The sequence below is a fragment of the Streptomyces sp. NPDC092370 genome (genome assembly GCF_044755265.1).
Classification (GTDB): Bacteria; Actinomycetota; Actinomycetes; order Streptomycetales; family Streptomycetaceae; genus Streptomyces.
The window spans coordinates 431,826-447,202 of the sequence record NZ_JBIVQO010000002.1 but is presented as its reverse complement, the minus strand read 5'-3'; the positions used below and the strand labels follow the sequence as shown (position 1 = coordinate 447,202).

The window sequence follows — 15,377 nt, the reverse complement described above, 5'->3', positions numbered from 1 at the left end:
GCTCATCGAATCGGACCTCGACTACGATGTGCCCTTCATCCCTGTCGGAGAGGGGGACTTCGCCGAAGGCCACCGATCCCGCCAGGGGTGAGCAGACCGCCCGCCCGGTCCGCGGGGCATTCCCACCGGGCGCGGCCCCCACGGCCCGATGGCCATGGGGGCGGCGGTTCACATCGGCCAGGCCCGTCCGGCGGCAGCCGGAGATCACTGCTCGCGCAGCGGAACCGACACGTACGACGGGTCGTTCGCCGGCGAGGAGAAGGTCAGCTGCGCGCCGGACGGGTTGTGCTCGATGTAGAGCGGGTCGACCGTGTCGACGACCAGGGCGAGGCGATGCCCGGCCGGGACGTCGTAGGCCGTGGAGTACAGCTCCAGGTCGACGCCGAACGGCTTTCCGGGGGTGCGCCCGTGGAAGGTGTACGGCGCGTTGGTGACCAGCTTGCCGAGGCCGAGCGGCCCCACGTCGTACAGGTAGGCGACGAGGGTGCCGCTCTCCTTGGTCGGGGTGAGGGTCGTGTGCAACGTGGCCGTTCCGCGTACCTGTTGGGCCGAGGTGTACTTCTCGGACTGCCAGACGGCCGCCCAGCGGCGGGGGATCAACGGGATCGAGGCCATCGGCGGCACCTTCGCCACCTGGTCGAGGATGCTGGACAGGAAGACGACCCCGCCGTCCGCCCCCGAGTTCACGTTGGCGCGGATCGTGGTCGTGCCCGCGAGGGCGATCTTCCGGTGGGCGGCGCCGGCCGACTTCCAGTCCGGGTAGCCCTCGTAGCCGCCCGCGGAGCGGGACATGAGCTGAACGGGGTGTTCACGGTCGATGCCGTTGTCCGCGCCCCTCAGGTAGTGGTCGAACCAGCGCTCGGTGTCCTTCCACACGTCGTTGGGCAGCCCGAACAGGCCGGTCAGCTCGGCGGTGGCGTGGTCACCGGGCCGCATCTCCAGCCGTTTCGGCCCGGTCAGCTTCTCGTAGAAGTCGGCGTACTGGTTGGGTGGGAAGATGCTGTCGCCCCAGGCGTTGGCGAGCATGATCGCCGCGCCGTTTCTGTTGATCTGGTCGACGTAGGTCGTAGCGGAACGTTTCTTCCCCCAGGCGATGAGCTCGGGTTCCTTCGCCAGGTTGGAGCTGTAGAAGTCGTCGAAGGTCTGCCGCAGTTCAGCGCTCTGGCGGCCCGTCACCACGCTCGCGCCGTCCAGCAGGGCGGCGCCCTGGACGTGCTGGGTGCGCCCGGCGTAGATCGAGCCGATCAGGTCGGCCCAGCCGCTGAGCGATGCGACCGCCTTGACCCGCCGGTCGTGCGCGGCGGTGAGCAGGCTGATGCCCGCGCCGTAGGAAACCCCCGCCATGCCGATGTGCCCGGCGTCCGCGGGCGTGTGGGTGAGCGCCCAGTCGATCACCTTCGACGCGTCGGCCACGTCGGGTGGGCCCGCCACTTCTATCTCGCCGCCCGACTGCCAGAAACCGCGCACGTTATAGGTGATGACGACATATCCGGAGTCGGCGAGCTTCTGCGCCTGGGCCAGGTACTCGATCTGCGGCAGGCCCCAGCTCGTGGGCATGACGAGCAGCGGGTAGCGGTCGCCGCCGCGGGCACCGGCGGGGGTGACGACGTTGGCCTTGAGGACGGTGCCGCCGTAGCCGGCGATGTCGACGAAGCGGATGGGGTTCGGTGCCGCCTGGGCGGTGGGGGCGAATCCGAGGGCGGTGCCGGCGACCAGGGTCGCCGAGACGGCGCCCACGGCGGTGGTGCGCAGGGCCTTGCGGTGGGGTCCCACGGGTCACTCCTCACTCGTGTCAGTGCAAAGTGACCGAACGGTAACCTCGACCGCTTACCAGAGGTAACCCGTCGGTAAGTTACGTGCCAGTAACGATTGTTGAGCAGCGGAGGACTTCAGGAGGCACGGTGTGTATTGCGTGGAGACCCCGTCGCCGCGACGGGCAGCGGGGTCCGCGCCGCTCGCGTCACGTCCTCCACCAGTTCGACGACGTCCGGGCCGTACGCCTGCGAATTGATCACCTTGAGCAGCAGTACGAACTCCCCGGTGCCGTACGTGCGGGACAGCCGCTCGTGATGGCGCGCGAGGTAGCGGGTGGCCGCCTGGTTGGTGATGGCCCGCTGGCCGCAGAAGAGGAACACGGGACGGGCGTCGCGGCGGTCACCCGCGGTGAGCCGGGCCAGCAGCACGTATTCCGTGACGCCGGGGTCCATGCGGTAGCGCTCGCCGCCTATCCGGAAGGCGCCCCGGTCCGGCCCCGGTTCGGCGTCGACGTTGACGCGCACACCCGGCAGCATGGCCGACATGTGCGCCATCATGCGCCGGTTGGACGCCGGGCCGCCCACGCAGAACTCGGTGCGCTCCCCGAAGCCCTGGTGCGCGGCGTCCTGGGTGAGCACGTGGAAGTGCGCCCCGCAGTCCTTGACCAGCGCCGAGAGCTCCAGGAGCGCGTACACGTCGAAGCGGTGGACCGCCGGTTCGCTCGCGGCCGGATCCCGGTTGACGACGAGCAGGGACTCGGAGTTCTCGGGCAACCCGAAGAAGGCCTGCTTGCGGCGGAGTTTGCGCTTCCACAGGAACGTACGGGTGAGCCAGCCCAGCACGGCACTGATGCCCGCCGCGATCAGGCCCAGAACGATGTTGCGCACGTCGTCGGTCATGGGCGCGCATGCTAGCGGCCCCGACGCACCGGTGTTCGACGCCTGCCTGACGCGGCCATGGCGATGAATTAAGCTGCGCGGACGGCCTTTGACTGGAGGTGCGGATGCGTCGCCCTGTCGCACGGAATCTGACGGTCCTGGCGGTTTCGGCCGCCGTGGTGATGTCGGTGGGAGCGGTGGCGCCGCCACCCACCGCGCAGCACACCGGCGGTGAGAAGTCCCCGCTGGCCGTCGGCTACGGCGGTGCCGTCTCGAGCGTCGATCCCGACGCCTCCGCCGCCGGGATCGAGGTCCTCAGGAAAGGCGGCAACGCCGTCGACGCGGCCGTCGCCACGGCCGCCGCGCTCGGCGTCACCGAGCCCTACTCCGCCGGCATCGGCGGAGGCGGCTACTTCGTCTACTACGACGCCGAGTCCCGCACGGTACGCACCATCGACGGCCGCGAGACCGCCCCGCTGAGCGCCGACAAGAACCTGTTCGTCGAGAACGGCAAGCCCCTCGCCTTCGCCGACGCCGTCAGCAGCGGCCTGAGCGTCGGCACCCCCGGCACACCCGCCACCTGGCAGCGGGCGCTCGACCAGTGGGGCAGCAAGCGGCTCTCCACGGTGCTGAAGCCCGCCGAGCGGATCGCCCGCGAGGGCTTCACCGTCGACGAGACCTTCCGCTCGCAGACGGCGTCCAACGAGAGACGCTTCCGCTACTTCCCGGACACCGTCGACCTGTTCCTGCCGGGCGGGAAACTCCCGGTCGTCGGCTCCACCTTCAAGAACCCCGACCTCGCCCGCACGTACGCGGAGCTGGGACGCAAGGGCGTCGACACGCTCTACCACGGCCGGCTCGGCCGGGACGTCGTCGACACCGTCAACAAGCCGCCGGTGGACCCCGGCTCGGGCTGGAACGCCCGGCCGGGCGACCTGACCGCCGAGGACCTGGCCGCATACCGCACCAGGCTCCAGGCACCCACCAGGACCTCGTACCGCGACCTCGGCGTCTACTCCATGGCACCGTCCTCCTCCGGCGGCACGACGGTCGGGGAGGCGCTCAACATCCTTGAGCGGACCGACCTGTCCCAGACGAGCAAGGCGCGCTATCTGCACCGCTTGATCGAGGCCAGCCGGATCGCCTTCGCCGACCGGGGCCGGTGGGTGGGGGACCCCGCCTTCGAGGACGTGCCGACGAAGGAACTGCTGTCGCAGCGGTTCGCCGACTCGCGTGAATGCCTCATCAAGGACGACGCGGTGCTGACCAGCCCCGTGGCGCCCGGTGATCCGCGTCGTCCGCAGCGCTGCGGCTCGGGCGGCACGGCGGCTCCCACGACGTACGAGGGGGACAGCACCACGCATCTGACGGTGGCCGACAAGTGGGGCAACGTCGTCGCCTACACCCTCACCATCGAGCAGACCGGCGGCAGCGGGATCACCGTCCCCGGGCGGGGCTTCATCCTCAACAACGAGCTGACGGACTTCTCCTTCACCCCGGCCAACCCGGCCGTGCACGACCCGAACCTGCCGGGGCCGGGCAAGCGTCCGCGGTCGTCCATGTCGCCGACGATCGTGCTGGACCGGCACGACAGGCCCGTGGTGGCGCTGGGGTCGCCGGGCGGCGCGACGATCATCACGACCGTTCTGCAGACGCTCACCGGGTTCGTCGACCGGGGGCTGCCGCTGGTCGACGCGATCGCCGCTCCGCGAGTCAGCCAGCGCAATGCCGCGCAGACCGAGCTGGAGCCGGGTCTCGACGGTGACGTCAGGAAGCAGCTCGAAGCGATCGGGCACTCCTTCAAGGCGAACCCGGAGATCGGCGCGGCAACGGGCGTCCAGCGGCTGTCGGGTGGGAGGTGGCTGGCCGCCGCCGAGACCGTGCGGCGGGGTGGGGGATCGGCGATGGTGGTGCGGCCTGTGCGCTGAGTGCGTGCGGGCGCGTGGGGGCTGGTCGCGTAGTTCCCCGCACCCGTCAGGGCGATGCCGAACCCTGCGTCCGGAAGTTCAGGTGCCCGTCCTCCACGTCCACCGTCACCTGGCCGTTGTCCGGCACCCTGCCGTCCAGCAGCAGTCGTGACAGCTCGTTGTCCACCTCGCGCTGGATGGTGCGGCGGAGCGGACGGGCGCCGTACTCCGGCTGGTAGCCGCGCTCGGCCAGCCACTCCACGGCCCGGTCGGTGAAGGTCACCGTGATGCCCTTGCCCCGCACCAGGGAGCGGGTGCGGTCCAGCAGGAGGTCGGTGATCCGGCGCAGCTGCTCCGTGCTGAGCTGGCGGAAGACGACGATCTCGTCGATGCGGTTGAGGAACTCGGGGCGGAAGTGCTCACGCAGCGGGCGCAGGATCTGCTCGCGGCGGGCCTCCTCGTCCGCGTCGGCACCACCCGCGGCGAAGCCCGTCGTGGCGCCCCGGCGAGTGATCGCCTCGGAACCGAGATTGCTCGTCATCACGATGACCGTGTTGCTGAAATCCACCGTGCGGCCCTGGGAGTCGGTCAGCCGGCCGTCGTCGAGGACCTGGAGCAGGATGTTGAAGACGTCCGGGTGGGCCTTCTCCACCTCGTCCAGCAGGAGCAGCGAGTACGGGTGGCGGCGCACGACCTCCGTCAGCTGGCCCGCCTCCTCGTGGCCGACGTAGCCGGGCGGGGCTCCGACCAGCCGGCTGACGGTGTGGCGCTCCTGGTACTCGCTCATGTCGAGCCGGACCATGCGGTCCTCGCTGCCGAACAGCGCCTCGGCGAGCGCCCGGGCCAGTTCGGTCTTGCCGACGCCCGTCGGGCCGAGGAACAGGAAGCTGCCGATCGGGCGGTCGGGAGCCGCGAGCCCGGCGCGGGAGCGCAGCACCGCGTCCGAGACGACCCGTACGGCCTCGTCCTGGCCGACGACCCGCTGCTGCAGATGTTCCTCCAGACCCAGCAGGCGTTCCTTCTCCTCCTGAGTGAGGCTGCTGACCGGGATGCCGGTCTGCCGGGACACCACCTCCGCGATCGCCTCGGCGCCGACCACGAGGTCCTGGCCCTCGTCGACCTCACTGTCGCCACCGGCGTCGGTGATCCGCTGCTTCAGCTCCGCGATCCGGTCGCGCAACTGGCTGGCCTGCTCGTAACTCTCGTCCGCGACCGCCTGGTCCTTGTCCCGGATCAGTTGCTCCAGCTCCCGCTCCAGGGCCCGTACGTCCGTGCCCTTGGTCCGGGCCCGCAGCCGCACCCGGGCACCGGCCTGGTCGATCAGGTCGATCGCCTTGTCCGGCAGGCGGCGGTCGGTGAGGTAGCGGTCCGACAGCTCCACGGCCGCGACCAGCGCCTCGTCGGTGTAGCGGACCTGGTGGTGGGCCTCGTAGCGGTCCTGGAGGCCGCGCAGGATCTCGATCGCGTCCGCGGGTGTCGGCTCCGGCACCATGATCGGCTGGAAGCGGCGGGCCAGCGCCGCGTCCTTCTCGATGCGGCGGTACTCCTCCAGCGTGGTGGCGCCCACGATGTGCAGCTCACCCCGGGCGAGGGCCGGCTTGAGGATGTTCCCGGCGTCCATCGAGCTGCCGTCGCCGCCACCGGATCCGGCGCCCACGACCGTGTGCAGCTCGTCGATGAAGATGATCAACTGGTCGGAGTGGGCGCGGATCTCGCCCACGATGTTGTTCATCCGCTCCTCGAAGTCACCCCGGTAGCGGGTGCCGGCGACCACGCCCGTGAGGTCCAGGGCGACCACGCGCCGTCCGGTCAGCACATCGGGCACGTCCGCCTCGGAGATGCGCTGCGCCAGCCCCTCCACGATGGCCGTCTTGCCGACTCCCGCGTCACCGATCAGCACCGGGTTGTTCTTGCCGCGGCGCGAGAGGACCTCGACGGTCTGCTCGATCTCCTGCTCCCGGCCGATCACCGGGTCGATCCGGCCCTGCCGGGCCAGCTCGGTCAGGTCACGGCCGTACTTGTCGAGCGTGGGTGTGTTCGTCGGGCGCGGGCGCTCCGACTGGGGAACCTCCGGCGCCTCGGGCGGTTCGGAGGGGGCGAAGCGGGCCGCGTTCAGGATGTGCCCGGCGGCCGAGTCGGGGTTCGACGCCAGAGCGCTGAGCACGTGCTCCGGGCCGATGTAGCCGTAGCCGCGTGCCCGGGCCATGTCGTGCGCGTCCAGCAGGGCCCGCTTCGCGGCCGGGGTGAGGGAGAGCGCGGTCGGCGGCGGGGCGTCGTCCGGCGTGTGCTGGGCGGGGCCCGACCGGTCGTCGATCTGCGACGCCAGCGAGTCGGGGTTGGCGCCGGCCTTGCTGAGCAGGGTGCGGGTGGGCTCGGTGGCGAGCGCCGCCCGTAGCAGGTGCTGGGTGTCGAGGTCCCGGCTGCCGTGCTCGGCGGCGTACTGGGCGGCGCCGCGGACGAGCTCCCGGGCCGGCTGACTGAGCAGCCGCCCGAGATCGATCTGCCGGGGACCTGGACGCGGTCCGCCGAAGAAGCGTGCGAGGAATTCTCCGAAGGGGTCCGAGCCGTAGCCCTCCGGGCTGGTGAAGCCGCTGCTCATGGGCTTTTCCGTTCCCGGCGTCCCCGGCGCGCGGGCGGGGGACGCCCTCGCTGGTCGACGTGCCGGGGTCGGGTAACCCGGGTGGCAGCCGGTTACACCTGGGGCGCGCTCGTAGAACACCTTCGCACGATCGTCGGCGACGGGCACCTTCAGGGCATATCGGGAGGAAGGGGGTACGGGGTGGGTTTCAGCGCGCCGTCAGGATCCTCGGCCCGGAATCCGTGATCGCCACCGTGTGCTCCGCGTGGGCGGCGCGGGAACCGTCGTTCGTTTTCAGGGTCCAGCCGTCGGGGGCCGCGTGGTAGCCGTCCGTGCCGCCCGCGATGACCATGGGCTCGATCGCCAGCACCATGCCGTGCCGCAGCCGCATGCCGCGACCCGGGCGGCCCTCGTTCGGCACCCCGGGGTCCTCGTGCATGCGGCGGCCGATGCCGTGGCCGCCGAAGCCGTCCGGGATGCCGTAGCCGGCCCCCCGGCACACCGTGCCGATCGCGTGGGCGATGTCGCCGATGCGGTTGCCCACGACGGCGGCCTCGATGCCGGCGGCGAGGGCCTGCTCGACGGTCCCGACGAGGCGGAGATCCGCGGCGCGCGGGGTGCCCGCGACGAAGCTGAGCGCGGAGTCGCCGACCCAGCCGCCCAGTTCGGCGCCGAAGTCGATGGACACGAGGTCGCCGTCGCACAGGCGGTAGCGGGTCGGGACGCCGTGCACGATCGCGTCGTTGACCGAGACGCACAGGACGGCGGGGAAGGGGGTCGGCGCGAAGGACGGCCGGTAACCGAGGAAGGGTGAGGTCGCGCCCGCCTCGCGCAGGACGTCGTGCGCCACCTCGTCCAGCTCCAGCAGGGACACGCCCACGTCGGCGGCCTTCCGGGCGGCCGTCAGGGCGCGGGCGACGACCTGGCCCGCCTCGTACATCGCGTCGATCGACGTGTCTGTCTTGAGCTCCACCATGCCAATTACTATACCGGTATTAGAATGGGGTCATGGTGCGCACCCCTCTCACCCCCGAAGAGCGCGAACGCGGCGAGCGGCTCGGCCGACTGCTGCGTGAGGCGCGTGGTCCCCGGAGCATGACGGAGATCGCGGCGAGCGCGGGCATCTCCGCGGAGACCCTGAGGAAGATCGAGACCGGGCGGGCCCCGACGCCGGCCTTCTTCACGGTGGCCGCCCTGGCGGGAGTGCTCGGGCTGTCGATGGACGAACTGGCCGGGAAGTGCGTGCTGGTGCCCGTCTGAGGCTTCCGCGCCACGCGTGAAAACTCCCTGTAGCACCTCCGTAACACGACTGGTGTTGCCTACGGGGCGGAGTGCTCCGGTCTCACGGGAGTTGAGCGATGGCGGCGGATCGACTCCCGGCTGAGGTCGGGGAGTTCGCGACCTACCTGAACGGCCTGCTGGCACGCCTCGATCCGTCCGGCGGCTGGTGCGCGGTCTTCTGGCACCGCGACCCGGAGGGCATGCGGGCCTGTCTCGACGGGCGGGAGATGCCTCCGTGGGACGTGGTCGAGGCCCTGCTCCAGGATCTCGCCGGGCGGCACGGTCCCGGAAGCGCCGGCCCGGAGCAGGACCACGCCCGCTCCCTGCACGCCGCCGCGCTCGCCGCGCACGACACCCGGCCCGGGGGCCGCGACGCCCTCGGCGACCGCCTCGACGTCATGCTCCGCGAACAGAAGTACGCCGCGGAACGCCGGGCTGCCCTGGCCCGCCAGCTGACCTCGGCCACGACCCGCGCACAGGCGGACGCCCTCCGCGTGGACCTGGCCTGGGCCCAGGACGACCACGAACGGGCCGCCGCGCGCTGCGCGGAACTCCGGGCCCGGATCGCTCAAGTGGACCGGCGCGAGCAGGGGGTGCCCCCAAGAGCACGCGACGAGGCCGACGGGCTGCACGGCACCACGGCGGGGTCGCCTGCCCTGCCGCAGCACTCCACGGGTCAGGCCTCGACGGTGCCCGCCTCACCCGGCCGGTACGACGCCGTCACCCCTGAGGCCGGGCGGCCCGCCCAGGGGCGTCCGGGGAGCCGGAGCGGTTCCGGGGAGGCTGTCGAGGGGGCCGTGCCCGAGGTGTTCGTGGGTCCGGGCGGGACCGGGGCGGGGTGGCGCGCTCTGCGGCGTCCGGGGGCCCGGAGCGGTTCCGGGGGGGCCGTCGAGGGGGCCGAGCCCGAGGTGTTCCCGGGTCCGGGCGGGGCCGGGGCCGGGCGGTACGCCCCGCAGGGCGTGGAGCACCGGAGCGGTTCCGCGGAGGCCGTCGAGGGGGCCGAGCCCGAGGTGTTCCCGGGTCCGGGCGGGGCCGGGGCCGGGTGGTACGCCCCGCAGGGCGTGGAGCACCGGAGCGGTTCCGCGGAGGCTGTCGAGGGGGCCGTGCCCGAGGTGTTCCCGGATCCGGGCGGGATCACGGCTGGGCCGTACGCCCCGCAGGGCGTGGAGCACCGGAGCGCCCGTACGGAAACCGCCGCGGGCGGTTCGCCCGACGCGTTCACCGTCCCGGCCCTCCCCGACGCGTTCACCGCCCCAACCCCCACGCCCCCCGTCTCCAAGCAACGCAAACGCCGTCGTGGCGGCGCCCGTTTCGCCGGAATGACGGACGAGGGCACCGCACCCGTCATGGTGCCGACCGCCGCCGTGCCGACCTTGCCCGCACCGGCCCCCGCGGCCCCCGGACGCAGCCCCCGGGGTGCGCGCTTCGCCGGGGCCGCCGAGGAGGCGGGGGCGGAGCGCCCGGTGCGGGAGGCGGCGTCGGCCGGGGCCGCCGACCTGGCCGAGGTGGGAAGGACCGTCGACGCGCTGGCCCGGCTGCGGAGCGAGGGACGCGGCGGGGAGGCCCACGCGCTGCTCGCCGAGGTCGCCTCGTGGCAGCCCGGCCGGTTCCCGCTGCTCGCGGAGGGGCTGCACGCCGCCGGGCTGGGCGCCGACTGGCAGACGCTGCTGTGGGAGGCCGCCTCACTGCCCGCCGGACGGCTGGTCGCCGCCGCCGACGCGCTGGTCGCGGCCGGGCGGCCGGGGGACGGGCGGCAGATGCTCCGGCAGGGAGTCGCCCGGCCGCCGGGCGAGCTCGGGCAGGCCGTCCTCGGCCTGGTCGCCGAGGGCCGCCACCGCGAGGTGAGGGTGCTGCTCGACGCGTTCGTGAGGGCCCGTACCCCCGAGGAGGCCGCCCGCAGCGCCGAGCCCGATCCGCAGCGCCTCGTGCCGCTCCTGCTGGAAGCCGCCCGGGGCGTCTCTCAGGAACGCCGCTGGGATGTCGTGCACGCCCTGCGCGTCGCCGGATTACCCGCCTGACCGGCGACGTCGTACCCCGGGTGACTCACCCACAGGAGTGCGAATCGCGCAATGCCCCGCGGGTTGGCGACGATGGTCTTGGCAACCCCGTGCCAGAGGCTTACGTTCGTGGCTCTACGGCCCGCTTCTACGGGCGTAGAGGCGCAGACGTCGCGTCGAAGGAGCAGCTCATGGCCAACGTCGTACGTGCCGCCCTGGTCCAGGCCACCTGGACCGGCGACACCGAGTCCATGGTGGCGAAACACGAGGAGCACGCCCGCGAGGCGGCCCGCCGGGGCGCGAAGATCATCGGCTTCCAGGAAGTCTTCAACAGCCCCTACTTCTGTCAGGTCGAGGAACCGGAGCACTACCGCTGGGCCGAACCCGTCCCCGACGGGCCGACCGTGCGGCGCATGCGGGCACTCGCGCGCGAGACCGGCATGGTCATCGTCGCGCCGGTGTTCGAGGCGGAGCAGCCCGGCTTCTACTACAACACCGCGGCCGTGATCGACGCCGACGGCACCTACCTCGGCAAGTACCGCAAGCACCACATCCCGCAGCTCAAGGGTTTCCGCGAGAAGTTCTACTTCAAGCCAGGCAACCTCGGCTGGCCCGTCTTCGACACGGCCGTCGGCAAGGTCGGCGTGTACATCTGCTACGACCGCCACTTCCCGGAGGGCTGGCGGCAGCTCGGCCTGTCCGGAGCCCAGCTGGTCTACAACCCCTCGGCCACCCACCGGAGTCTGTCGTCCCACCTGTGGCGGCTGGAGCAGCCCGCGGCGGCCGTCGCCAACGGGTACTACATCGCCGCTATCAACCGCGTCGGGCAGGAGGAGTACGGGGACAACGACTTCTACGGCACCAGCTACTTCGTCGACCCGCGCGGGCAGTTCGTGGGGGATGTCGCCAGCGACAGCCAGGAGGAGCTCGTGATCCGGGAACTGGACATCGACCTCATCGAAGAAGTGCGGCAGACGTGGGCCTTCTACCGCGACCGCCGTCCCGATGCCTACGAAGGGCTGGTGAAGCCGTGATCAACGACCTCCTGGGCCGCCACCGGGCGGTGCTCCCCGACTGGCTCGCCCTCTACTACGAGGAGCCCCTCGAGATCACCCACGGCGAGGGCCGCCACGTCTGGGACGCGCAGGGCAACCGCTACCTCGACTTCTTCGGCGGCATCCTCACCACCATGACGGCCCACGCGCTGCCTGAGGTGACCAAGGCGGTGAGCGAGCAGGCCGGGCGGATCATCCACTCCTCGACCCTCTACCTCAACCGTCCGATGGTCGAACTCGCAGAACGCATCGCCCAGTTGAGCGGCATCCCGGACGCCCGTGTCTTCTTCACCACCTCGGGCACCGAGGCCAACGACACCGCACTGCTGCTGGCCACGGCGTACCGGCGCAGCAACACCATCCTGGCCATGCGCAACAGCTACCACGGCCGCTCCTTCAGCTCCGTGGGCATCACCGGCAACAGCGGCTGGTCCCCGACCTCGCTCTCCCCCCTCCAGACGCTGTACGTCCACGGCGGCGTGCGCACGCGCGGCCCGTTCGCCTCCCTGGGCGACGACGACTTCATCGCGGCCTGTGTCGACGACCTGAAGGACCTGCTCGGCCACACCCGCCCCCCGGCCGCGCTGATCGCGGAACCCGTCCAGGGAGTCGGCGGTTTCACCGCACCGCCGGACGGGCTGTACGCGGCCTTCCGCGAGGTGCTGCACGAACGCGGCATCCTGTGGATCGCCGACGAGGTGCAGACCGGCTGGGGCCGCACCGGCGAACACTTCTGGGGCTGGCAGGCCCACGGCCGCAACGGACCGCCCGACATCATGACCTTCGCCAAGGGCATCGGCAACGGCATGTCCATCGGCGGGGTCGTCGCCCGCTCCGAGATCATGAACTGCCTGGACTCCAACAGCATCTCCACCTTCGGCGGCACCCAGATCACCATGGCGGCGGGCCTCGCCAACCTCACCTACCTGCTGGAACACGACCTCCAGGGCAACGCCCGGCGCGTCGGCGGCCTGCTCATCGAGCGGCTGCGGTCCGTCGCCGCCCAGGTGCCGGCCGTACGGGAGGTACGCGGACGCGGGCTCATGATCGGCATCGAGATCACCAAGCCCGGGACCGACGAGGCCGATCCGCAGACCGCCGCGGCCGTCCTGGAGGCGGCCCGCGAGGGCGGCCTGCTGATCGGCAAGGGTGGCGGGCACAACACCAGTGCGCTGCGCGTCGCCCCGCCGCTGTCCCTCACCGTCGCGGAGGCCGAGGAAGGCGCCGCGATCCTCGAGAACGCTCTGAGGAGCATCCGGTAGCAGTGCGCTGAGCAAGGGACCGCCCATGACCACCACCCCGGATTCCCCGGAACCCGCGCTGTCGGTGCGGCAGATCCTCACCCTGGAGCGGGTGCTCGCCGGGGAGCCCGAGGTGGTGGCCGGTGCGACCCACCTCGACCGGCCGGTGCGCTGGGTGCACGTCGCCGAGGCCGCGGACGTCGGAGTGATGCTCCGCGGCGGCGAGATGGTCCTCACCACCGGCGTCCTGCTCGCCGGCGACGAGGACAAGCAGGCCGAGTACGTCCGGTCCCTGCACCGCGCGGAGGCCGCCGCCGTCGTCCTCGGACTCGGCCGGGCCTTCCCCGCGGCGCCGGACGTGATGCGCCGGGCGGCCGAGCGGTGCGGACTGCCGATGGTCGTCCTGCACCGGCCCTTCCCCTTCGCCGAACTGACCGAGGAAGTCCAGTCGAGGCTCGTACGGCGCAAGTTCGCCGCCGTCAGCCTCTCCGAGGCCGTCCGCACCGAACTCACCGCCCTCATCACCGCCGGCGCCCCGCTGCAACGCCTGCTCGACGAGATCGCCCGGCACAGCGCATGCCCGGTCGTCGTCACCAACCTCGCCCACCGCGTCCTCGGCACGGCGGGGGAGCGGCCCGCGGTGGACGACGTGCTGCGCGACTGGGAACGCATCGCCCGGCAGGCGTGGGGGCACCACCCAGGCCGTTCAGGCACTGGGGGAGGCACCGCGGGCGACGGCTGGATCCGGGCCGAACTGGGCGGGCGCGGGGAACGCTGGGGCCGGATCGTGCTGTGCGGCTACCGGGGCGACACCGCCACCGGACGGCTGCTCGCCGACCGCGCCGCCGAGGCCCTCGTCCTGCACCGCATGCTCGCCGGTGGCGCCGCCTGCTCCTGGGAGGAGCAGTCCGCGCAGGGCCTGCTGACCGACCTCGTCAGCGGTGTCGTACCGGCGCGGCACCTCCTGCCCCGGGCCCGCGCGGCCGGGCTGCCCGTCAACCGGCGCACCTTCGTGCCGCTGGTCGTCCGCGACGGCGACCCCGCCCGGCTCGAACGGCTCCTGCGGCTGCTGGGCCTGCCCGGGCTGGTCGCCGAACTGGCCGACGGCGCCACCGCCGTGCTGCTCAGCCTGCCGCGGGACCAGGACGCGGGCGCCCTCGCCGCGCACTTCGCGACCCGGCTGCGCAGCGAGCCCGGCCCGGACCGCACCGTCGTGGCGGCGGCCGAACCCCGGTCCGCCTGGGACGACGTACCCACCGGCCTGCGCGAGGCGCAGCACGTCGCGGACGCCGTGGCCGGCTCCTCCGCCGTCCTCGACCTCCCCCCGGTCGTGCGTCTGAAGGACGTCCATCTGCGGGGCCTGATCCGATTGCTCCGCGACGACCCGCACGTGCAGTCCTTCGCGGAGCGGGAGCTGGACGGGCTGCTGCGCGAGACCGAGGAGGACCTGCTGTCGGTCCTGCGCACCTACCTCGCCACCGGCCGCAACAAGTCCCGCACGGCCCAGCTCCACCACGTCTCCCGGCCGGCTCTCTACCGCCGTCTGGAGGCCATACAGGTCCGCCTCGGGGTGGACCTCGACGACTTCGAGCAGGCCGCATCGGTGCACATCGCACTCCTCGCGCACGACGCGCAACAACAGTGAAACACGCGACCACCTGGGAAAACGGCGGTGAAACATGGGACCACGACAGAGTGACACGGTGGCACGCCGCATGCCCTTCGACGTGACACGCTGCAACTCAAAGACGCCCACGCGACTTCCTAGGCTCGCGGCACACCGAGCGACCGGAGGTCCCGATGAGCCCAGTGATCCGTGCCGCCGTCTTCCAGACCGCCTGGACGGGCGACAAGGAATCGATGATCCAGGTCCACGAGCAGGCGGCCCGCGACGCCGCCGCGCAAGGCGCCCAAGTTCTCTGTTTCCAGGAGCTGTTCTACGGACCGTACTTCTGCCAGGTCCAGGACCCGGCCTTCTACGAGTACGCCGAGCAGATCCCCGAGGGTCCGATCGTCCGCCGTTTCCAGGCCCTCGCGAAGGAACTCGGCATCGTCCTGGTGCTGCCGATGTACGAGGAGGAGCAGCCCGGCGTGCTGTACAACACCGCCGCCGTGATCGACGCGGACGGCTCCTACCTCGGCAAGTACCGCAAGACGCACATCCCCCAGGTCAGGGGCTTCTGGGAGAAGTTCTACTTCCGTCCGGGCAACTCCGGCTGGCCGGTCTTCGACACGGCCGTCGGCAAGGTCGGCGTGTACATCTGCTACGACCGCCACTTCCCCGAGGGCTGGCGCGCCCTCGGCCTGGCGGGCGCCGAGATCGTCTTCAACCCCTCGGCCACCTCGCGCGGCCTGTCCGGGTACCTCTGGCAGCTGGAGCAGCCGGCGGCGGCGGTCGCCAACGAGTACTTCGTCGGCGCGATCAACCGGGTCGGGGTCGAGGAGTACGGCGACAACGACTTCTACGGCACCTCGTACTTCGTGGACCCGGAGGCACAGTTCGTCGGCGAGGTGGCGAGCGACAAGGAGCCCGAACTGGTCGTGCGCGACCTGGACATGGCCAAACTCCGGGAGGTCCGCGACCGCTGGCAGTTCTACCGGGACCGGGCACCGGGCGCGTACGGGCCGCTGACTGCACCGTAAGCGCCCCGACAGGGGCGCGGGGAACCGCGCGACCAGCCACAC

11 protein-coding genes are annotated in these 15,377 nt (G+C 71.9%); 7 read left to right on the top strand and 4 right to left on the bottom strand.

The features are described 5' to 3' along the window. Positions 1-204: 204 nt before the first annotated feature. Positions 205-1,773 (bottom strand): alpha/beta fold hydrolase, encoded by a 1,569-nt coding sequence (locus ACIQHQ_RS08655; protein WP_402611018.1) that lies wholly within the window; start codon positions 1,771-1,773, stop codon positions 205-207. Positions 1,774-1,889: 116 nt separating this feature from the next. Next, the gene (locus tag ACIQHQ_RS08650) at positions 1,890-2,654 is read right to left on the bottom strand and encodes a hypothetical protein (RefSeq protein WP_402611016.1); all 765 of its coding nucleotides are present in this window, start codon (positions 2,652-2,654) and stop codon (positions 1,890-1,892) included. 104 nt (positions 2,655-2,758) lie between these two features. On the opposite strand from ACIQHQ_RS08650, the gene ggt reads away from it, so the two are divergent. After that, the gene (gene ggt / locus ACIQHQ_RS08645) at positions 2,759-4,561 is read left to right on the top strand and encodes a gamma-glutamyltransferase (protein ID WP_402611014.1); all 1,803 of its coding nucleotides are present in this window, start codon (positions 2,759-2,761) and stop codon (positions 4,559-4,561) included. Positions 4,562-4,607: 46 nt separating this feature from the next. Here ggt and ACIQHQ_RS08640 read toward each other — a convergent pair whose 3' ends face one another. After that, complete coding sequence (locus tag ACIQHQ_RS08640; RefSeq protein ID WP_402611013.1) at positions 4,608-7,139, bottom strand: ATP-dependent Clp protease ATP-binding subunit; 2,532 nt, start codon at positions 7,137-7,139, stop codon at positions 4,608-4,610. Between the two features lie 187 nt (positions 7,140-7,326). Then, entirely contained in the window at positions 7,327-8,094 is a 768-nt protein-coding gene (gene map, locus ACIQHQ_RS08635; protein ID WP_402611012.1) for a type I methionyl aminopeptidase, read from the bottom strand. A 32-nt stretch (positions 8,095-8,126) separates the two neighbouring features. On the opposite strand from map, the gene ACIQHQ_RS08630 reads away from it, so the two are divergent. The 6 genes from ACIQHQ_RS08630 (at position 8,127) to ACIQHQ_RS08605 (ending at position 15,335) form a co-directional block, all read left to right on the top strand. Further along, entirely contained in the window at positions 8,127-8,378 is a 252-nt protein-coding gene (locus ACIQHQ_RS08630) for a helix-turn-helix domain-containing protein (RefSeq protein WP_402611010.1), read from the top strand. Positions 8,379-8,476: 98 nt separating this feature from the next. Then, positions 8,477-10,417, top strand: coding sequence for a hypothetical protein (locus ACIQHQ_RS08625; protein WP_402611009.1), 1,941 nt, complete (start codon positions 8,477-8,479; stop codon positions 10,415-10,417). A gap of 170 nt (positions 10,418-10,587) precedes the next feature. Further along, positions 10,588-11,430 carry a nitrilase-related carbon-nitrogen hydrolase gene (locus tag ACIQHQ_RS08620; protein WP_402611008.1) on the top strand — a complete coding sequence of 281 codons (843 nt, stop codon included), beginning with the start codon at positions 10,588-10,590 and terminating at the stop codon, positions 11,428-11,430. Continuing rightward, positions 11,427-12,713 (top strand): aspartate aminotransferase family protein, encoded by a 1,287-nt coding sequence (locus tag ACIQHQ_RS08615; RefSeq protein ID WP_402611006.1) that lies wholly within the window; start codon positions 11,427-11,429, stop codon positions 12,711-12,713. The genes ACIQHQ_RS08620 and ACIQHQ_RS08615 overlap by 4 nt, the downstream gene beginning before the upstream one ends. A gap of 25 nt (positions 12,714-12,738) precedes the next feature. Further along, positions 12,739-14,337, top strand: coding sequence for a PucR family transcriptional regulator (locus tag ACIQHQ_RS08610; protein WP_402611005.1), 1,599 nt, complete (start codon positions 12,739-12,741; stop codon positions 14,335-14,337). A gap of 155 nt (positions 14,338-14,492) precedes the next feature. After that, a complete protein-coding gene (locus ACIQHQ_RS08605; RefSeq protein ID WP_386502590.1) occupies positions 14,493-15,335 on the top strand; it encodes a nitrilase-related carbon-nitrogen hydrolase in 843 nt (280 codons plus the stop codon). The last annotated feature ends 42 nt before the right edge of the window (positions 15,336-15,377 follow it).